The following is a 20368-nucleotide window of genomic DNA, read 5'->3' as shown; positions in this document are numbered from 1 at the left end:
GGCACATCGAGAGAGTTTGACATAGGTCTTTATTACAGAAGGGCCAAGTCCTTTGAGTATGTGATGGGAGATACGGATTATCATTATGAGAAGGTTGCCAAGGCTCTTGGACTTTGATATTAAATTATATGAATAACAAGATATCTACGATGGGGAGGAGTAGTAATAATACTATCCCCTTTGCGATCCAATATAATATCCTAGTATGCAAATATTGAGATAGTTGCTAATAAAATGGAGGGATGGGTTATGGATTTCAAATATACAAAAGAGCAGGAAGCCATAAAAGAGGAATTCGAGGAGTTTTTCAAAGAGGAGATGAAGCATTCGCCTCCTGAATATGGAAGGGGTGGGCTTGAGGGGATGTTCGCTACTGATGAAGGATGGAATTTTCACAGAAGTATTGCCAAAAAGCTTGGTGAAAAGGGTTGGCTCTCTCTAGCCTGGCCAAAGGAATATGGGGGCAAGGATGCATCAATTATAGAACAATTGATATTCAGCGAGGTCAGAGAGAAGTACCGTGCTCCAGGGGTAGATATTTTCGGTATTGGCATGTTTGCGCCAACCCTAATGGTAGCCGCAAGTGATGAACAGAAGACGAGATTGCTTCCTCCTATAGCCAAGGCGGAGGTTACCTATTGTCAGGGTTGGAGTGAACCCAACGCTGGATCTGATCTGGCCTCCCTTACCACCACAGCTATTAAGGATGGCGATCATTACGTTGTCAATGGACAGAAGATCTGGACATCAGGCGCGCATAGGGCTGATCGCATGTTTCTCCTTGCACGAACAAATCCTGCGGAAAAGAGAGGCAAAGGGCTTTCTGTCTTTCATTTACAGATGGATTATCCCGGTATTGAGGTGCGTCCTATTTTGTATATGGATGGAACTCACCTGTATAATGAGGTATTCTTTACAGATGTAAGGATTCCAGAAAGTGACAGGATAGGCCCAGAAAATGAGGGATGGAGAGTAACAAGAGAGACCATGAATTTTGAGAGATCCGGTGTAGGCTTTTTTGTAGAAGGGAGAAATATTCTAAATGAATTGGTCGAATATGTGAAAACAACAAAGCGGGATGGCAGGTTTCTTTCAGAGAATCCTATTGTTAGAAAGAAGATAGCTAAATTGTACAGTGATTTAGAGGTCGGTTATACACTTGCTTACAAGATAGCATGGACACAGGAGCAATCTGGATTGATGTTTGCTGCTTCTTTGGCATCGGAGGCCAAGCTATTTGGGAGTGAATTGTTACAGCGCGTTGCAAATTTTGCAACTGAGATTATGGGCCTCTATGGTCAGGTCGCTCATTCTAAGTGGTCGCCTTTAGATGGGGCCATGGTTGAGGCTTATCAGATGTGTATGGGGATGAATATTGCTGCAGGGACATCTGAGATTCAGCGAAACCTAATAGCCTGGGTTGGATTACAGCTCCCAAGACTCAAATATCAGAAAACGACCTGATAGAGAGATATTACCCCTTTGATAGTCAAGATGATTATGCAGAAATATTTGATAAAATGAGCCATGATCAACTTCTGCTTTTATATGTTCTTTACTACCGAAGTACTATAAAGATGGCGTTCTTCACATTTAATGAAGTGATAAAGGACGCCCATTTTCTTTCTTCCTCATCCATTTTGAGGGTATGGATCCTATCCTGTCCCTAGCATACTTGACTTGACTTTCCATAGTATATCAATTATTATCGTTACAAATTTTACAGAGAGGAGTATTGACATGAGAAGAGGGTATGCAGGGAACATATTGAGCGTAGATCTTTCTAATGGATATATTACAAAAATTCCTACAGAGAATTATACAGATCGATTTATAGGGGGAAGGGGTATGGGATTGAAGACATATTGGGATGATGTCTCAGGTAATGTTGATGCCTTTGATCCAGAGAATCGGTTAGTATTTGCAACAGGTCCGGTATGCGGTGTGCCGGGATTTGCCGGATCACGATGGCAGATATGTGGAAAGTCTCCTGTTGGCAATCAATTTTCTTACTGTAATCTGGGTGGCTCTTGGGGTGTCCAATTGAAGTTTGCTGGTTTTGATGGTCTTATTGTTTTTGGAAAGGCTGAGGGTTTGGTATATTTATATATTGACAATGATAGGATTGAGATAAGGGATGCGAGCGCTTTACAAGGCAAGGGGGCGATTGATACAAGAGAAATATTAAAAGGGGAGTTGGGGAGATCAGTTAGGGTTGTCGCTGTAGGCCCGGCAGGGGAGAATATGGTTAGTTATGCTTCCTTTCTTGCTGACTCTGATTCTAGCGGAGGGGGCGGATTAGGGGGTGTAATGGGCTCCAAAAACCTAAAGGCTGTTGCTGTAAGGGGAGAGGACAGGATAGATGTGGCTGATCCTGAGAGCATCCAAAATCTGAAAAAGCGTGTTCAGGATGTGAAGAGCGCGCTAAGCCTTGAGATGCCCTCGCAATCCACAGAAAAGCTGAGAAAGAATACATGCTATGGTTGCATAGATGGTTGCATTAGGGCAAATTATAAAAGCGAGGATGGGCAGGTGGGGAAGTTCCTCTGTCAACCCTCATTCTTCTATTCGATTAGGGCACAGAGATATTACGGAGATCCCAAAGATGTGCCCTTCAAGGCGAACAAGCTTTGTGATGATTATGGGATAGATTCACGTGTAGTAGAGACCATGATCATGTGGTTGAGCAGATGTAGCAAGGCAAATATAATTACTGAGGAAGAGGCTGGCATACCCTTTTCTAAAATAGGCAGCATAGAATATCTCGATACACTGCTAAGGAAAATATCCTTTCGTGAGGGATTTGGCGATATTCTGGCTAATGGCCCTCACAAGGCCGCTGAGATCGTTGGGAATGGATCAGAGAAGCTGATTACGGATTATATGATAGGTACCGGGGAGAATGAGGTTTATGGCGCTAGGCTATATATTACAACCGGGCTTTTGTATGCAATGGAACCTAGGATGCCAATTCAACAGCTTCATGAGATCAGTATTCAGGCAATGATGTGGGCTATTCGTGAGATGGGAATGGATAATTATCTTACATCTGATGTAATCAGAGCTATTGGTAAACGATTTTGGGGGAGTGAGATAGCCGCTGATTTCTCGACATATGAGGGTAAGGCTTTAGCAGCAGCTAAAATTCAAGATCGGCAATATGCCAAGGAGAGCCTGATCTTATGCGACTTCTCCTGGCCAATCATACATAGCCATGCTACTGAGGATCATGTTGGTGATCCGACATTGGAAAGCCAGATTTGCAGGGCCATTACAGGTAAGGATATTAGTGAGGAAGGGTTATATGAGGTTGGAGAACGTGTCTTTAATCTTCAGAGGGCGGCTCTTATAAGGGATGGACGAAAGGGCAGAGAGGATGACTCCCTGGATGAGTTCAACTACACTGTTCCATTAAAGGGAGATTTTGGTAATCCCAGCTGCATTGTGCCCGGCAAGGACGGAGAGCCCCTTTCGCGCATGGGTATGGTTGTTGATCGGAATGAATTTGAGGGGATGAAGGACGAGTATTATGAGATTAGGGGATGGGATGTTGAAACAGGATTACAAAGGAGAGAGAAACTTGAGGCATTAAATCTTGTAGAGGTTGCTGAGGGATTGAACTCAGTGGGGCTTCTTGCTTAAGCCTATACATAAAAAGGGATAATTTTTATGATTATTGATTGTCATTATCATTTTGATGAGAGGATATATCCAGTTGAAAGGATAATTGAGTTTATGGATATGGCTGGTGTGGACAGGATTGCCTTGATGGCTTATCTTTCAGATCCTTTCTCTGATCCGCCGGTATATGTCATGAACATTTTTCGATTTATTATGACCAATAGATTTTTGCGTGGACTAGGGAAGCTAATAAAACCAAAAGTGACTCCAGATGGTGACATTCTGTTGCCAAGGGGAGACATTCGAATAAATAGGGATCCTGAGAATGAGCCTGTTTTTAAACTAGTGGATAAGTATCCTGATCGTATTCTTGGTTGGATCTTTGTAAATCCAAATGGGGAGAGGGATCAGGTTGAGGAATTTGAGCGATGGGCGGATAGCCCTGGATTTATTGGCGTGAAGGCTCATCCCTTTTGGCATTATTATCCAATTGTTAAACTAGCGCCAATCGCTAAGCGCCTAAAGGAGATGGGGAAGCCACTTCTATTGCATGTCGGTTATGATGAAAATGGGGATTATGATGCTCTTCTGAATGATGTCCCTGATTTGAAGCTTATTTTAGCCCATGCCGGATTTCCTCTTTTTAGGGATACTTGGAAGAAGATTCGCAATAAAGAGAATATCTTTGTTGATCTCTCGCAAACCTCCTATGTTAGCGAGGGCATGATTCAGAGGGTTGTAGAATATCTTGGGGTGGATCGATGTATCTTTGGGACAGATGGGCCACACGGTTTGATTGGGAAGGATGGCGCTTTTGACTATGGACTGATCAAGCGGCGAATTGAGGGAATCTTTCCGGATATTGGTATTCAGAGAAGGCTTCTTGGGGATAATTTTGCTGAAATAATTGGTATATAATAGAGTAGGGGTAATGAATAGATTTAGGGTAGAATGTAAACATGTCAATGCAGGATGGATTGGAATACTCTGCCGGAGTCTGAGTAGGATATTATTATTTATTATTATCCCTTATGTTGTGACAGGGGTTGATACCCGTCTATACTCCTTTGAAAAGAACGCTATTTATTATTCCAAAAAGGGAGGGGATTATCTAAGCAAAGGGGATAATTACAGGGCTATTCTTAATTTTAGGAATGCGCTAAAGCTGAATCCTAATTATCATGAAGCCATCATCGGACTCGGGAATGCTTATCGAAATACTGAGGCCTACGAGGAATCCCTCAAGTTATACAATAATGCCTTAAGGATTGATCGAAATGATTTCAATGCAATGATTGGAATCGGCTCATGTCTGGTTGCGCTTGGGAGATACAGCGATGCAATAAAATATTATAATCATGCTTTAGAGTTGTCCGAAGGGAATGTGGAAGCGCAATATGGCATAGCCAATCTATATTTTCTTATGGATAAGATGATATGGGCGAAAAGGGGATTGAAGGAGATATTAAGGATTAATCCATATCATTATAAATCCTTGCTCCTGATGGCGGATATTAAGAATTATGACAATCGTATTGATGAGGCAAGGGGGTATGCTCAAAAGGCGATTGATTCGAATAATGAATTGCCTGAAGGCTATGTCAAGTATGGTCAAATACTCATGAGTTATTATCAGAAGAGTCATAATAATGATTATCTTAATGAGGCTATTGACAAATTTAATATGGCTCTGTCCATTCACCCTGAAGATATTAACGCCAATAGGTGCATGGGGTATCTATCCCTTATTCAAGAGGATTATTCTGGCGCAATAGATTACTTCAAGAAATCGCTTTTAAAATTCCCTGATAATAACATATCGCTCTATAATCTTGCAATCGCTTATGATAAATCGGAGAGATTGCAGGATTCTTTGAAGTCTTTTGTCAAGGCCTTGGGGCTTGCCCCATCAAATAATATATTGCGTTCTAGGCTAGAGGATTTTCTCACCTTCAGAGATTTTAAGATAGGTCATCCCTTGAGGGTAAGGCTTAGCAATGAGCATTATGAGATGGCATTGGATAGACAGAAGAAGAACCTTACCAATGATGCCTTGATGCATTTTCGAAGATCTTTATATTTGAATCCAATGAATAGAATTTCCAGGGAGAGCCTGCGTAACTATTATCTTATTCAGAATTTATACAGGTTTCATGTTGATCAACATAAGGATCTTTTAAGAATCTATCAGGAAGATAAGTATCAGCAAATGCTTGAGGTTGCAATTATAAAAAGGAGAAGCAGGCTTTATCACAGGGTGGGTTATTCAGATGTTCCGCCACCGAGGGATGTGCCCATAGTGCTGGTTATGAACTTTTGGCCTCGTACAATTGTTACTGCTCATTTTGATGCAGGGGTAGTGCTGGCAAATTATTTTACCTTTGCCATGAATCAATTTGGAAGAATGCAGATGATCGGGATTAATAATAGAATGGAGATCTGCAGAGGTATGGCCGTTGGTGAAAGATTCATGGGGGATAATCTGGAAAAATTAGCTGAGATGGTTGAGAGGGGTAAGATAGATAGATTGGATTATATCGTTTATGGGAATTTTAATGAGGGATTTAATTTTATTACTGCAACATTGAAAATTATTGATTTTCATAAGGGCGTTGTTATTAGTGATTTTTCTATTTCAGAGGGAGGGAAGGAGAGCTTGTCCAAGATCTCTTTAAGGGCTTCAAAAAGAATATTTGATATTATGCCCTTTAAGGGAAGGGTGTTGAAGATAAACGATGAGAAGATCATTATTAATCTGGGGCTCTTTGACGGTATAAAGCCGGGTGATTTCCTGACTATTGAGAGATTTGAGAGTCCCAAAGCCAAGGAGAGGCTTGGTATTAAGAGGAGGATGACATTGGTTGTGGATGAATGTGATACACTGATCTCTTCAGCAAAACTACTGAGGGCATCAGATATCCAACTTGTGGATTTGAATAATATGGTCTATCCCCTAAAGAAGCGAAGAGCAAGATTGATCGAGTAGCCTTTTTACATATTCTGCGTGCTTGAATACTCTATGATCGATTTTTTTAAAATGGATTGCTTGAAAATAACTACATAATTGAAAAGAAAACAAATTATTGTTTGACATTTTTTGCCAATAGATTACCTAAGAGCAGAATGAAGATTTGGTCAGGTAGCTCAGTCGGTAGAGCAGAGGACTGAAAATCCTCGTGTCGGCGGTTCGATTCCGTCCCTGACCAAAATTTTCATATAGGGAATTTAAATCCTTTCTTAAGATGAGCGTTTTTAGGATAATGTATTTTTTTATACGATAGAAGAATTCAACTAGGGGAGAAGGGTCCTTCACCCCTAAACACTCATCCGCCCTAAATCGACCGATATTCCTTCATCCATTTCATACTATCATCCTAAAGAGAAAAAGTATTCAGATAAAAGTCTGTTATACTTCACAGGTCCAAAATTGTGATTTTTTAATTATCTGAAATTTGGGAGTTAAAAGTGGATCAAGTTCCTGTATGTAAATAGTATGTGCTTTTTCTAAACAATCCATAATCGAATTTTTTAAAACTATCAAAATCTTCATAATATTTTGAGTATAGACATTGTTAGTCTTTCTAATTTAAATCATCCCTAGTTATTTACAAAAGAGAATTCATCGCGCAGCATAACTGAAATCAATTTTATTCATTGTTGAGAAACTCCTTGTGAACATAGCATAAAAGGATAGAGAAAAAGTTGTAATCAAAGAGAGTAAATGATAATTTGTGTCGCTATTGCAGAAACTAATATTAATGAAATATTGTTCCTATATACGTCAATAATTCCAAAATTTGCCCTTGACTTATTAGACTGTAGGCTTATGAAAAACTACATTAAATAAAAAACATGGGGGGCAATAATGGGAATGCTTAGGAGAACCTTGTATTTTTGTTTCGCTCTTACAGTATGTGTTATGTTCTTTCTCGCGTGCAGCGATGATGATAAAATCGTAATTCCTCCCAACCTCTGCATTGATAATGACGGTGATGGTTATGGGGAAAATTGTCTCCCTGGCCCTGACTGCAACGACGATCATGCTGATCACTGGTCTGATTGTGACACATGCCAGGATAAGGATGAAGACGGATATGGAGTTGGCGATAATTTTTGCAATCGAGAGGAGGAGGATTGTGATGAGAGTGATCCAGCTATCCATCCCACAGCATCAGAGGCTTGCGACGGCAAGGACAATGATTGCGATGGCGATATTGACGAAGAGGAGGTTGTAGTATTTGCGGATGCAAATATTGAGCTGAAGGTTAGGGAGGCTATTGGCAGGCCCACAGGCGATATTCTCAATAGTGATCTTATAAACAGCCCCACAGATTTAGACTTATCTTTATTAAGGATAAATGATTTAAGTGGACTAGAGTATTGCATTGCTCTGACTAACCTTAACTTGAAGTCCAACATGATAAGCTATATGGCGCCTCTTTCATGGCTAACCTGTCTGGAGACCCTTAACATGAGTGACAACTGTTTCAACAAAGTTAAGAATATATTTCCCCTCTATGTCCTTACTGACCTGACATATCTTAACCTTAATTATAGTGAGATAAATGATATCTCACCTCTATCAACGCTTACTGATCTTACATATCTTGATCTTGGAAGTAATAAGATAAATGATATCTCACCCCTATCAACACTTACTAATCTTACAGATCTTAACCTTTGGGATAATGAGATAAGCGATATCTCTCCTATATCAGTTCTTACTAATCTTAAGGAGCTTTTCCTTAACGCTAATGATATAATAGATATCTCACCTTTATCAGTTTTAACTAATCTTACATTTCTTAACCTTGGAGATAATGAGATAAGCGATATCTCTTCCCTTTCAGTTTTAACTAATCTTACAGATCTTAATCTTGGAAGTAATAAGATAAATGATATCTCACCCCTATCAACGCTTACTAATCTTACATATCTTAGCCTTGGATATAATGAGATAAGCGATATCTCTTCCCTTTTAGTTTTAACTAATCTTACATATCTTAGCCTTGGAGATAATGAGATAATTGATTTTTCTTCCCTATCAGTGTTAACCAATCTTTCAAATCTCAGACTTAATGATAATCAGATAAGCGACATTTCTTTCTTATCAGCTTTAACTAATCTTACACAACTTTATCTAAGAAGTAATGATATAATCGATATCTCCTCCCTTTCAGGATTAATTCATCTTACATATCTGAACCTTGAAGATAATCAAATAAGTGATATCTCTTCCATTTCTGTTCTCTCTAATTTGACAGCGCTTAGGCTGACTGACAATAATCTGGATGAGTCCGACTGTACGGATATATGTAAGTTTATATACAATGGGGTGGAGGTCAGCATAGACGTCTCTTGTTCCTGCGATTGATAGTAAAAATTGTCAATGATAGGATTACATATTTTTCATGTTTTATTAGAGAAGTGTGAAGGTTTATAACTTCCATGTAGGCTCTCAATTTTATGAATTATGAGATTCCTGCATTCGCAGGAAGGAGTGTAGTTTAATTCTATCCCCCATTTCCTGTTGAGTTACGGATTATTTTTACCTTGGCATACATCTGCTACAGAAAAATACCTGCCTTCCGTTTTAAAGATCGTTTTGATTAAACATATAGTAGTTGATAGAGAAATAATGATATATATGTTTTAGCTTGAGACATCTTAGGGGAAGATGGATTTCCCCTTGGTGATAGCCGTTGGTACGCAGGGGAAATAGGCCTTCCCCTTGGGGATAGCCGTTGGTACACAGGGGAAATGGGTCTTCCCCTTGGTGATAGCCGTTGGTACACAGGGGAAATGGGTCTTCCCCTTGGTGATAGCCGTTGGTACGCAGGGGAAATAGGCCTTCCCCTTGGGGATAGCCGTTGGTACACAGGGGAAAGGATTATCTTCACGCAAGAATTAGCATGAGGCATCCCTGACCAGAGGCAAGATCGTTGGTGTATTATAAGTTAGAAAGATAATGAGGCATGAATTCCAAATTTTGGATAGAAATGGCATGTGTCTTTTTTAAAATTTGATATATAATTGTTTCTGTATTTCAAGCTGTGATATTCAATGGATGCAAAGCATCCGAGGGTATATTTTTGGTTTAATGAATAGAGCAGATAGACCGCATTTGTTATTGACATGCTCTTGTAACTGAAGATCATAGAGTTAAACACAGGCAGAGCCTCTTCATAATTGCTTGTCATCTCTTCTGCTAATGATAACTGTTCTAAATAATATTCTGGTATACCATAGGGATTATCCTCATACATTTGCTGTAAGTCTTCTAAACTGTCGCTGTATAGCTCATATATAGTCCTTGGGGAAGAGGTATCGCCTGAATTATTGTATTTCAGGGTTCGATATATTACACTATAACATAATGTTGTTTTAGCGGATATTGAGGTCTCAAGATTTAATCTATGGGCTTTGATCCTGAATTCATTATCCCTCTTCGCTCCTGCAAAACCCGTATTGAGGTTAATAGTCTCGGTTTCCTCATCGTTGCCTGTCGGCAGTTCATACTGAAACTCAATTTTTATAAGATGATTTTGAAAGGTTGTACCAATTCTCAATGAATTTGCCTCACCAAAATATGTGTTATCACCGCAGCGTATTCCAAAGGGAAGAATGCTGAAATATGCTTGTAGGGTCAGATGCCAATAATCGATCCCCACTTCCCCGGAATAACTCTGATTTAATCGATCATCGTAGGAGGAGAGATCATCTTTCCCCCAATCATACTTATCTGAAGGCAATATGTATTGACTGGCATCAAACATTGCCGCTATGTGTATATAATCAGCCTTCAATCTGTAATATACCTGTGTCTGCGGCTCTTCATGGACCGAATAGGGGATGGGAGCGCTTCCTGTTAGCAAAAGGTGCTGGTAGCCAAAGGGACCTGAGGAATATTCATTTTGTAAAATAGGAGCCAAGTTGTTGTTTCGCGATTTGGACGCGCCGTATCTTGAACCAATGGAAAACCAATACCCTAAGGATGTGGTATTAGTATAAACCTGAGGGATTGAATAGAATTGCTGCCAGCTATTATATTTATCTATGCGCTTTCGGCCAGACATTAGTCTGTCCAGTTCTTTTTTCATTATCACAGGATCGCTTAGGAACTGTTGCGGGAATACATTATATAGTTTTTCCGCGGAATTGTCCTCGGCTCTCTGTTGATAAGCACAGTTTCTAAAGGGATAGGGGTGAATAAATTTTAGGTTATACTTCTGTTCATTGACAAATTTGATTGACCTTGGTGTTTTAGCAATTTCAATCTCCCATATGCTTTCCCTTGCGATTACCACCTCGCGCCCTTCCTGGGTTAAAAATGAGATATTATCTTCTGAGTAATCGAATGGCCATCCTGAAACAAGATCCACGATCTTATTATTTTGTAATGTTCGCACCTTTACCATATCAACCCTGTCTGCTTCTTTGAGCGTTACAGGAGGGAAGTTATGAATAGAATAGTATGTCATAAAAATTATCTCATATCGAGGCACTTCAATTATTTTTCCTGTTAATGTAAATAGCTGTACCTTAGAATCATTTACATCCACAATTACACCTAACTCTCGTTTGCAGGCGGATGTATAAAGACCATGTATATTTATTGACCAGATATTATCAGAAAACATTAAAAGAAAAAGGATGAGGAGGATAATATATCTACTAAAAAATGAGCTCAAAGGATCCTCCGGATTGCAGCTTAATCGATGTATCATTATCACTGATATTAAACATATTATATTTATATTGACTGATATATATATTTAGGATTAACTTTATAGCGACGTAATCGCTGAAATTTTGGTAAATGTATATCCCAGTATTATACTGTTTAAAATTTATGGTGTTTGAATACAGATCATAGGTGATAGATTCGCTCTGAAGAATAATCTCACTAATATCAGAAGAAAAATCTATTGCATTAAAGGTTTCGGTATACTTTCCTGCGATTACTACTCCATCCAATCCTAATTGAATATCCGGATTCAGATCATAGGAAATCCCAAATCTAGCAAAATATGATTTAAATCTGTAGGATAATAAAGGCGATTCACTGTCACTGTTGTATTCAGCATACCCATAGATATCCTTTCTAAGCATGGGAAAGGGAAATATCCAACCATACTCTGTCTCGACATATTCATATATTTTTTTTTCCAAATAGCGCGCATACACATTATCTATTACATCATCATCCTTATGATGATATCTGGAAACAGAGAACATGGATTTTAGACGAATATCTCCCTTAAAATAGATGAACTTAAAAAATGGAGAGTTTTTTGAGGCCATGATCTCGCGAAAATGATTATTTACTCGAATAGCATAAATAGGATTAAACATTCCCACTGAAAGCGAATAGCATTTGTAATCCACACCTATTGATAGAAGGTAGTTGATATGAGAAGTAATATAGGGATCATCATCCACTATCAATTTTTCCTCTACATCTGAGCCAAAGATATTATCAGCCTTGTCAAATGCATTATCCTCATCATTCATCATACCAAAATTCATATCATCAAAATCATCTTCGCTAGTATAGTATCTGCTTCCAGCAGGCAATGCCTTTGGATTTATGTTGCCAACAAAGGTTGAATTAAAAAAATGAGACTTGATTTCAGACTGAAGGGCCCAGAGAGGGCTAAGCCTGGGGAGCCATTCACACAGCGCCCCTCCGATAGTTGTCTGAGTTTGAAACCCATGGGAAGTCCCGGTTGACCATTGGAAATAGGTGTTAAATAGATCTCTGCCTATTAGTTTATTTCCCCAAAAAAGAAAGACATTTCCGAGTTTTAGCGATTGATCGAAGAGAAAGGGTTTTGCATATACATAGGTTCTTTCCTTATAGTTATTTATCTTCAGAAATCCATCTCTAAGGGTTGAAAAAAAATCATAAATTTTAATTGTATCTGACAATGTCTTTGTGGGATATATCTCTTCCCCTTTAAATTCCGTATCTATGTTTCCGTCTAACAGAATATCGCCGATATTCAGGTTAATGGGCGCATTATTAAAGCTTATGTATTTATCTTCTCTATATTTATAAGACCTTAGTTTATAAATATTCGAGAGTCTATGCACATGAATCTTTCCTGAAATATCATAAAATATGACCATTTCATTGATCAATTGAACGGGCAATGCTGTAAGGGAGGGCTCATCTACATCTTCAATATAGACTTTTCGTAAAAACTTTGAGAGTTCGGGATTTATCTGCAATCCGTACAATGGATTTTCTATTATATTGTATATGAGTATTGCGCTGATATCATTTAATAGAACTCCTTTTAGTGTGCCATCAAGAAGCAGAAGGGTTGCCTTATTCTCCTCTACATCAATAATCAAACCTGAATTTAATATCTTATTCTTCTCAACAATCGTATACAATTCAAGAGCATTGCTCATTTGTGGAAGAAGGAGAAGATAGATTAGCACAACAAAGAGAGACCGTATAATAAGAGACTTAATCCTTTTATTGTATATCATAAGCTATTATTATATTTTTATTTACTCCCCGCTTGAGAAAGTGTTATCTCAATATAATACCATCCAAAGAACAAGCTTTTTTTGATAAAGCTACGAATTATAATAAGTTCTCAATAAATAGCAAAGGAAGTGCTGTAATCATCGCCGCCTGCTGGGACTGCCTGCTGCTTTTTCAGATTACGAATTTTTAAATATTAGAATGGACTATAACCAAAAATTGATCGTAATAGATGAAGATTATAGCTGGTTTAAAGCGAAGAATATTCAAAAAGTAATAGCATTGAATGAAGAGAATGTATCACTTTCAGCTAAACATATTTGATGTCCTCTTGCAGATTGAAACAAGCATCAGCATTATTGGAACCTCAATTAAAACGCCAACAACGGTTGATAACGCTGCCCCAGATGATAGACCAAAGAGCATGGTTGCAGTTGCAATAGCAACCTCAAAATGATTCGAAGCACCTATCATCGCAGATGGAGCAGCATCTTGATAGGAGAGTTTAAATAATCTCGCTAATAGAAAATATCCTAGAATAAAAATAGATAGGGTTTGAACCAAAAGCGGAACAGCGATCCATAGAATTGTTAAAGGATTTATTAAGATAATCTCCCCTTTGAATGAAAACAAAAGGATAAGAGTAACAAGGAGTGCTCCAATACTCACAGGAGTAAGGAAATGCAAGAATTTTGAATTAAACCATTCAAGTCCCTTACGCTTGATCAGCAATTTTCGTGAAAAGTATCCTGCAATAAGCGGTATAGCAACATAAATTGTAACTGAAAGGAGTATTGTCTGCCATGGAATCGGCATCGCATTTACTCCAAGCAAAAATCCTCCTAATGGAGCATATAGGAAAAGCATAGTAAGTGAATTTATAGCAACCATTACTAATGTTAGTCCATCATTACCCTTGGCTAAATAGCTCCACATCAATACCATTGCGGTACATGGGGCTATACCGAGTAAGATCGCTCCTGAAATATAACTTCGCCATAATTCAACTTCCTGGCCTGATTTAATAATCTCTGTCCCTGGCATGAATTCTTTAAACAGGTATCCTAAAAATAGATATGCAATAAAATACATGCTAAATGGTTTAATCGCCCAGTTTATAAATAGTGTTAATAATACTGGTTTGGGGGTTTTTGCAGCCCTTTTTACCTCTGCAAAGTCAATCTTTACCATTATGGGATACATCATAAAAAACAGACAGATAGCTATTGGAATCGAGACCTGATATATGGATAATGAATCCAGCTTAACCGCAATTTCAGGCGCTATCTTTCCTAAAAGTATCCCTCCTGCTATACAAAGCAGAACCCAGAGAGATAGATATTTTTCAAATAAAGATAATTGTTTTTCTTCTTTCATTGTTATAACTCAATTTTTATAAAATATGGATCTTAAATATAAATGTTATACTATAATATATACCAACGATAATGAATATTATACCTGTTGCTTTACGGACCCATCTTTCCATTGCGGTGAGCTTTTCAAAGACATTTCCAACATGCTTTGCTCCGAGTGAAATCAATATAGCAATGAGGAATACTGGAAGCGCTGTTCCTACTCCATATACTGAGGGATAGATAAACATTGATTTGTATTTTATTGATAATGGGATGAGGCTGCCAAAGAAGAGAGCTGCTGATACAGGACAGAAGGAAAGTGAAAACACGACTCCAAGGATTAGCGCACCAATGTAATTATTCTTTTCCGCTAATTTTTGTATTCTTTCATTATCGGTAATTCCACCTATATTAAAGGTAATCAAATCAAGGAGGAACATCCCTGCAAATATCAAGATAGGGCCAAGAATTTTATTCATATATGTCTGAAAGAAGTTGGAAATAACCTCTATTGAAAGGATGCTGGCAATTATTATTATTGCAAGCGAAGTATAGGAAAGCATTCGACCAGTTGTATATGAAATACCCGCAATAAAAATATTTTTAATATTAACAATCCTTTTGCTAATAAATGTCATCGCAGCAATATTTGTAGTAAGCGGACATGGGCTTAGTGATGTAAGTATCCCAAGCCATAGAGAAGTAAATATGGTGAGTAAAAAGGAGTCACTCATGCCTTTTCCATAAATATCCTAATCTCCTCCTGGATATACTCAGTGAATTTTGGTTCATCCCTTAATAGATTCCAGGTTTTATCAAGCATCTTCCAGTTGATCTGTTTGCCATCACTCAATTTCACAATGACCACAGATTTCGTATATAGCTTAAATTCTTTTACATAGTGTTTGTTATTATGCTCTTCTATATTTACAGGTTTCCATGTTATTATTCCATCAGAAATCTCTTTTGCAAAGCCCTTTTGTACTGCTTCTAGGGTAAGCCTTTCAATCCTTTGACATGAATAACATCTATTGGTAGTATGGAAATAATAGACTATTATTGTTTGATTACTACTTTGTTTATTGGATAATTTTGATGGTATATTTGTTTTTACATTTAGATTATGCCCCACCTCTGTCTTTTGTTCATTATTTGAAGCTATTTCATCTGTTATCAAATAGACTAGGCTTATACAAATGAACAATGATAATGCAATTGTTATAATTTTTTTCATATTCATTTTTTTTATCTTCCAGATTATTTATTAGCTTTTTGCATTATTTTCTTTATCTTTTTTTTATCAATCAATTTAGTCTCTTTTAAGAGACATTGGTTTGTAAATGTGTGTTCGTCCTTATGGCATTTGCAATTCTTGCTGGAGACGCCTCCCCATATCATAATCAAAGCTGATAAAAATATTAGTATTATCTGTTTATGGGTAGTCATAATCCCTCATTAATTATTCAATGTGATTTCATTCCGAGCTTCATCCCTGTAATGCATGAGATTACTCTTCAGGTAAATGCTGGTTCCAATCCCTTTAATAATTTATCTCTACCCTTTGTTCCTTTTCCTTAGACGTTCCATCAGTTCCTTCGCCTTTTGAACGGCCTCCATCTCCTTATCGTCAATAACTCCAACCCATGGCTGCGTTACCCTCCATGTGATTTCCCCATTCATCGGTGGTTCGGGATAGGCGCCGCAGTCGTACAGGGTGTATCCCCTGAATTCCACCGGCTCCTCCTGATAACATGACCATACTGCTCTCCTTATCACGTCAGGATCAGCTTCAAACTGAAGGTCAATCAGCATCAATTGTTTCCTGAAACGCTCAATCTTCTCTATTGAGATATTATACATAAAGGGGTGAGGGGAGTCCGAGTCGATTATCCTGTTCTTTTCATCAACCCCGTTCATAAATAAAAGCTTCATGGCCTCTCCGGTTAGATGCCCTTCGGATTCCGGTCCTCCGAGAATCAGATACCGAATATTTGGATTTGCGATTATATTGCAGACTATCTTCTCAAAACCGATATTCTCGGTCTGCACCGTTCCTGAAAGGGCAGCGCCGCTTTCAATGCCTGTGCGTACGAGGCTCTCAATCTCGCGCGGTATTTTGTCAGCGTCAGAATTCAAAATTATCATGACCGCAACGGGCGAGGCATCGTTGCCGCGCATGTATCTACCCTCCTCAGGGGGATAGTTGGGATGTGGTTTTACCTTCAGCATAACTCTATCCTATTTGCTCCTCTCAATTAAATTGATGCTATTGATTATATCAGAGTTCGACATCAAAAGAGGATTTCATTTATTTCCCAACGATCTCCATTTCCTGCATTGTTTTGTAAGCAACTCCCTTTCCTCACAGAAATTAAGGATTATTATATTATCATCCTGTCTCAAAACCAGGTTGATTTATTTGATCATCCTTTTTATATCTTCAAGGGGTGGCACCCTCCCAGCCACCTTTACTTCCCCATCTACCACAAGAGCTGGCGTCATCATAACGCCGTATTCTGTTATTTTATTAATTTCCTTTACCTTGTTTATTTCATATTCTATTCCAAGATCATCTGCTGCCTTTTTTGAAAGCTCTTCAAGTTTATTGCACTTAGAACATCCAGAACCGAGTATCTCTATCTTTTTCATCCTAAAATCCCCTTGCTAGTATTAAATTAATCTAAAATAGTGCTCCAAATATCATACCTGATATTGTTGCCATTATTACAACAAGCAATATAAAGACCAAAGTCTTTTTAGTGCCTATAACGCTTCTAATAACCAGCATATTTGGCAATGAAAGCGCTGGGCCTGAGAGTAGAAGCGTAAGTGCTGGGCCTTTACCCATTCCATTTCCGATCAGTCCCTCTAATATTGGCACTTCTGTTAGGGTCGCAAAGTACATAAACGCGCCAGAAATTGATGCAAAAAGGTTTGCCCAAATAGAATTGCCGCCTAACGCTGCGCTTATCCATTCAGAGGGTATTATCCCCTTATGATCAGGTCTGCCGAGAAAAAAACCTGCTAAAATTACGCCTATAAGAAGCAGGGGTAATATCTGTTTAGCGAATCCCCATGTCTGTTCAAACCAATCACTGTTTTCTCCCTTGTCCGTGCCTGTTATAATCGAAAGACCTATTACTCCTATGGTAAATGGAATCTGAGGCGTATCAGCAAAAGGTATTGCTGCCGCAATTACAAGTATAGATGTTATAAGCATCTTCCACCACTTTAAACTAAACCATTTAACTAAAATTATGCTGAATATCAAGGCCAAAACAGAGGTAATAATCCATTTTGAAGAGTAGATCAATCGCCAAAATCCTGTTTCATCGCTTGGTCTTCCCCAGTTTGAAACTACAAGAATAGCAATCATAAGGCCGAAGTATATTACAGTCTGCCATATAGGTCTTGAGTCGACTGGTTCAGGCATATGCACCAGCGACTCTGACTTGTTCATCTCTTCTTTACGATAAAAAAGATGCATAAACAATCCTATTATTATGCTGAACAAAATTGCACCAATTGCCCTGGCAATGCCAATTTCAGGACCAAGGACACGAAGGGTTAAAATTATTGCAAGAATGTTGATAGCAGGTCCTGAATACAAAAATGTGCTGGCAGGACCAAGCCCTGCGCCCATTCTGTAAATGCCTGCAAAAAGGGGAAGAACTGTACATGAGCAGACTGCCAGGATAGATCCTGATACAGAGGAAACGCTATATGCGAGTATTTTATTTGCGCTAGGGCCAAGGTACTTCATCACAGACTCCTGACTAACAAAGACAGCTATGGCGCCAGCGATGAAAAATGCGGGGACTAAGCATAGTAATACGTGTTCCCTGGCATACCATTTTGTAAGATATAGAGCCTCTATTATTGCATTATCAAATCTTTCGTTTCCAATGGGCAGAAAGTATAATAGGATAAATGCTCCTGTTATCCAGAGTAGGGGTTTCCATTCTTGTCTAAAATTCATCAATAAATCTCTAAGTATGTGGTTTTGGGGCAATTAAGCCATGTACTATATACAAAATTACCTCGCTTTACAACTCTTCATTATCTCCATTTGTGATGCCATGTTGCTCTCTAACACTGATTCAACACATCCAATAAAATCGAGAATGCATGGAACCCTGAGTTTATAATAAATTGAGGTGCCTCTTTTCTCATCTAAGACCAGTCCTGCGTTTTTTAAAACGCTGAGGTGCTTTGATATGGTTGATGAATCAACACCAATCATCTCAGTTAGTTCACCAACACATCGTTCAGTTTTATTGAGTTCCTCTATGATAAATAGCCTGCTGGGATGAGCCATCGCTTTTATTATATTTGCTCTTGCTTCATATTGTGCTTGTTTTTGAGGTTCCATTAGCGATATATTCCTATTTGGCAATATAGCAAAATAGCCACATATTGTCAAGTTTTATTCTTCATTGATTTTATAGAATCATTCGGCTATCAGACCATCGTCACCCTACTCAGGTAACCTCAAATGCATACCTTCCCTAAGTACATCATCCACATCAATACCATCATCAATCCATTTCCCCTTCAAGTCCCTTTTGGAATAGGCTTCTCTAATACTCTATTGCTTTCTAAAAGCTTCACTATCAATACCAAAAAGGATTATCCCACCGCCAAGAAGGAGTAGGGTCAATGGACATGGCAAAGGCCATCCAAATAGTGGATTTGGTATGCCTGCTATTATCATTATTGTGTCGAGAATCAACAATGCTCCAGCTATTATTAATAGCCATTTGGATACTTTTAACATAGCACTTCTCCCCTTACTATAATTACATATTTTTCAAATGCTTGATAACAATTTCAATGGATGAAACCACAATTGGATATCCTTAAAAATTGAATCGGGGTTACAATCACTTCTTTAAAAGAAGCGTATGAAATTATTCTATATTAGAAATTCACCCACTTTTAGTGGAAATATTTTTGTGATAAGAATTTTTAACTTTACCCTCACTTAATTTTTCATCAAGTATTTTTTATCTTTCAGATATTTTAGCTTTTGAAAACAAACAGATGCATGGGATCTGCTCTTATGCTAAATTAACAATCAATACATTAACTCAGAGAGTTCTGAAAGGCCATATGCATACATATGGCGCCACATGCCGCTACATTAAGAGATTCTGCTTTCTCCCTGTTAATGGGTATTCTTATTTTATAATTAGAGGCATCAATTATGGATTTCGAAAGACCAGATGCCTCGCTGCCCAGCGCTAGCAAAAGCCTATCCATCCGGCAAAGAAGCGATGGAGCCTCCCTTCCATCAACATCCGCAGCGGCCAGGGAATACCCACTTCCCTTCAACTCCTCTGCAAGCTCAAGATAGCGGTTTGTTCTTCTGATCCAGAGGGATAGTATTGCTCCTGTTGTTGATTGAACACATTTTGGGGATAACGGATCAGCGCACTTCTCAGTCAGAATTACCCCAACAAAGTTGAAGGCAGCAGCTGTTCTAATAAGGGTGCCCACATTTCCAGGATCCTGAATATCATCGAGCAATAAAATATTTCCATTAACATTAACCGGCAGATGACTCGAGTATATATCAATTGGCGACCGTATAACCGCTATGATACCCTGAGGTGATTTTGTATTGCAGATTGAACGGATTTGATCTTCAGAAATAATCCTGATTGAAAAGTTATGGTACAGTGGTGACAATTCTTTTGTAGAAAGTATTTCAATAATCTCCCCTGGATGAGTGTTGATAATCTGCAGAATGGCCTTGTAGCCTTCAACAAGAAACGCCCCAGCCTCAATCCTTCCCTTTCTGGCATTAAGCCTCTTATACCATTTAAGGGATTTTATCAGCAATAGTCTTGCTCTCCGTAATCCACGACTTGGGTAAATATCTCATAAT

General features: G+C 38.5%; 17 protein-coding genes and 1 tRNA gene. 6 read left to right on the top strand and 12 right to left on the bottom strand.

Going from position 1 to position 20368, the window contains the following annotated elements:
- Positions 1 to 249: 249 nt before the first annotated feature.
- The 6 genes from SVZ03_08275 (at position 250) to SVZ03_08250 (ending at position 8995) form a co-directional block, all read left to right on the top strand.
- A complete protein-coding gene (locus tag SVZ03_08275) occupies positions 250 to 1464 on the top strand; it encodes an acyl-CoA dehydrogenase family protein (GenBank protein MDY6934204.1) in 1215 nt (404 codons plus the stop codon).
- 276 nt (positions 1465 to 1740) lie between these two features.
- A complete protein-coding gene (locus SVZ03_08270) occupies positions 1741 to 3642 on the top strand; it encodes an aldehyde ferredoxin oxidoreductase N-terminal domain-containing protein (GenBank protein ID MDY6934203.1) in 1902 nt (633 codons plus the stop codon).
- A gap of 27 nt (positions 3643 to 3669) precedes the next feature.
- Positions 3670 to 4539: an amidohydrolase family protein gene (locus SVZ03_08265; protein MDY6934202.1), complete on the top strand. Its 870-nt coding sequence runs from the start codon at positions 3670 to 3672 to the stop codon at positions 4537 to 4539.
- Positions 4540 to 4552: 13 nt separating this feature from the next.
- Positions 4553 to 6607 carry a tetratricopeptide repeat protein gene (locus SVZ03_08260; protein ID MDY6934201.1) on the top strand — a complete coding sequence of 685 codons (2055 nt, stop codon included), beginning with the start codon at positions 4553 to 4555 and terminating at the stop codon, positions 6605 to 6607.
- A gap of 147 nt (positions 6608 to 6754) precedes the next feature.
- Positions 6755 to 6827, top strand: a tRNA-Phe gene (locus tag SVZ03_08255).
- A 659-nt stretch (positions 6828 to 7486) separates the two neighbouring features.
- Entirely contained in the window at positions 7487 to 8995 is a 1509-nt protein-coding gene (locus SVZ03_08250) for a leucine-rich repeat domain-containing protein (GenBank protein MDY6934200.1), read from the top strand.
- 293 nt (positions 8996 to 9288) lie between these two features.
- On the opposite strand, the gene SVZ03_08245 is transcribed toward SVZ03_08250, so the two are convergent.
- The 12 genes from SVZ03_08245 to SVZ03_08190 form a co-directional block, all read right to left on the bottom strand.
- A complete protein-coding gene (locus SVZ03_08245) occupies positions 9289 to 9525 on the bottom strand; it encodes a hypothetical protein (protein ID MDY6934199.1) in 237 nt (78 codons plus the stop codon).
- 53 nt (positions 9526 to 9578) lie between these two features.
- Positions 9579 to 11312 carry a hypothetical protein gene (locus SVZ03_08240; GenBank protein MDY6934198.1) on the bottom strand — a complete coding sequence of 578 codons (1734 nt, stop codon included), beginning with the start codon at positions 11310 to 11312 and terminating at the stop codon, positions 9579 to 9581.
- Positions 11296 to 13122, bottom strand: coding sequence for a hypothetical protein (locus SVZ03_08235; protein ID MDY6934197.1), 1827 nt, complete (start codon positions 13120 to 13122; stop codon positions 11296 to 11298). Before SVZ03_08235 ends, SVZ03_08240 begins: the two co-directional genes overlap by 17 nt.
- Before the next feature lie 304 nt (positions 13123 to 13426).
- Positions 13427 to 14497, bottom strand: a complete 1071-nt coding sequence (arsB, locus tag SVZ03_08230) for an ACR3 family arsenite efflux transporter (GenBank protein MDY6934196.1) — start codon at positions 14495 to 14497, stop codon at positions 13427 to 13429.
- Between the two features lie 16 nt (positions 14498 to 14513).
- Positions 14514 to 15212, bottom strand: a complete 699-nt coding sequence (locus tag SVZ03_08225; GenBank protein ID MDY6934195.1) for an aromatic aminobenezylarsenical efflux permease ArsG family transporter — start codon at positions 15210 to 15212, stop codon at positions 14514 to 14516.
- Positions 15209 to 15718, bottom strand: coding sequence for a nitrophenyl compound nitroreductase subunit ArsF family protein (locus SVZ03_08220; GenBank protein ID MDY6934194.1), 510 nt, complete (start codon positions 15716 to 15718; stop codon positions 15209 to 15211). The genes SVZ03_08225 and SVZ03_08220 overlap by 4 nt, the downstream gene beginning before the upstream one ends.
- Before the next feature lie 314 nt (positions 15719 to 16032).
- Positions 16033 to 16707, bottom strand: coding sequence for a tetrahydromethanopterin S-methyltransferase subunit A (locus tag SVZ03_08215; GenBank protein MDY6934193.1), 675 nt, complete (start codon positions 16705 to 16707; stop codon positions 16033 to 16035).
- A gap of 186 nt (positions 16708 to 16893) precedes the next feature.
- Complete coding sequence (locus SVZ03_08210; GenBank protein ID MDY6934192.1) at positions 16894 to 17127, bottom strand: thioredoxin family protein; 234 nt, start codon at positions 17125 to 17127, stop codon at positions 16894 to 16896.
- A gap of 31 nt (positions 17128 to 17158) precedes the next feature.
- Positions 17159 to 18457, bottom strand: a complete 1299-nt coding sequence (locus tag SVZ03_08205; GenBank protein MDY6934191.1) for a permease — start codon at positions 18455 to 18457, stop codon at positions 17159 to 17161.
- Positions 18458 to 18514: 57 nt separating this feature from the next.
- Complete coding sequence (locus tag SVZ03_08200; protein ID MDY6934190.1) at positions 18515 to 18850, bottom strand: metalloregulator ArsR/SmtB family transcription factor; 336 nt, start codon at positions 18848 to 18850, stop codon at positions 18515 to 18517.
- Positions 18851 to 19066: 216 nt separating this feature from the next.
- A complete protein-coding gene (locus SVZ03_08195) occupies positions 19067 to 19255 on the bottom strand; it encodes a hypothetical protein (protein MDY6934189.1) in 189 nt (62 codons plus the stop codon).
- A 308-nt stretch (positions 19256 to 19563) separates the two neighbouring features.
- Positions 19564 to 20322, bottom strand: a complete 759-nt coding sequence (locus SVZ03_08190; GenBank protein MDY6934188.1) for an RNA methyltransferase — start codon at positions 20320 to 20322, stop codon at positions 19564 to 19566.
- Between the last annotated feature and the right edge of the window lie 46 nt (positions 20323 to 20368).

The sequence above is a fragment of the Spirochaetota bacterium genome (assembly GCA_034190085.1).
Lineage (GTDB): Bacteria > Spirochaetota > UBA4802 > UBA4802 > JAFGDQ01 > JAXHTS01.
Note: the sequence above shows the minus strand (reverse complement) of the source record. Positions and strands in the feature narration are given on the sequence as shown.

Coding starts and splice junctions, on each gene's coding strand:
- SVZ03_08250 (MDY6934200.1), top strand. CDS start 7,487: ATGGGAATGCTTAGGAGAACCTTGTATTTTTGTTTCGCTCTTACAGTA.
- SVZ03_08225 (MDY6934195.1), bottom strand. CDS start 15,212: ATGAGTGACTCCTTTTTACTCACCATATTTACTTCTCTATGGCTTGGG.
- SVZ03_08275 (MDY6934204.1), top strand. CDS start 250: ATGGATTTCAAATATACAAAAGAGCAGGAAGCCATAAAAGAGGAATTC.
- SVZ03_08265 (MDY6934202.1), top strand. CDS start 3,670: ATGATTATTGATTGTCATTATCATTTTGATGAGAGGATATATCCAGTT.
- SVZ03_08260 (MDY6934201.1), top strand. CDS start 4,553: ATGAATAGATTTAGGGTAGAATGTAAACATGTCAATGCAGGATGGATT.
- SVZ03_08235 (MDY6934197.1), bottom strand. CDS start 13,122: ATGATATACAATAAAAGGATTAAGTCTCTTATTATACGGTCTCTCTTT.
- SVZ03_08270 (MDY6934203.1), top strand. CDS start 1,741: ATGAGAAGAGGGTATGCAGGGAACATATTGAGCGTAGATCTTTCTAAT.
- SVZ03_08220 (MDY6934194.1), bottom strand. CDS start 15,718: ATGAATATGAAAAAAATTATAACAATTGCATTATCATTGTTCATTTGT.
- SVZ03_08215 (MDY6934193.1), bottom strand. CDS start 16,707: ATGCTGAAGGTAAAACCACATCCCAACTATCCCCCTGAGGAGGGTAGA.
- arsB (MDY6934196.1), bottom strand. CDS start 14,497: ATGAAAGAAGAAAAACAATTATCTTTATTTGAAAAATATCTATCTCTC.
- SVZ03_08210 (MDY6934192.1), bottom strand. CDS start 17,127: ATGAAAAAGATAGAGATACTCGGTTCTGGATGTTCTAAGTGCAATAAA.
- SVZ03_08200 (MDY6934190.1), bottom strand. CDS start 18,850: ATGGAACCTCAAAAACAAGCACAATATGAAGCAAGAGCAAATATAATA.
- SVZ03_08195 (MDY6934189.1), bottom strand. CDS start 19,255: ATGTTAAAAGTATCCAAATGGCTATTAATAATAGCTGGAGCATTGTTG.
- SVZ03_08205 (MDY6934191.1), bottom strand. CDS start 18,457: ATGAATTTTAGACAAGAATGGAAACCCCTACTCTGGATAACAGGAGCA.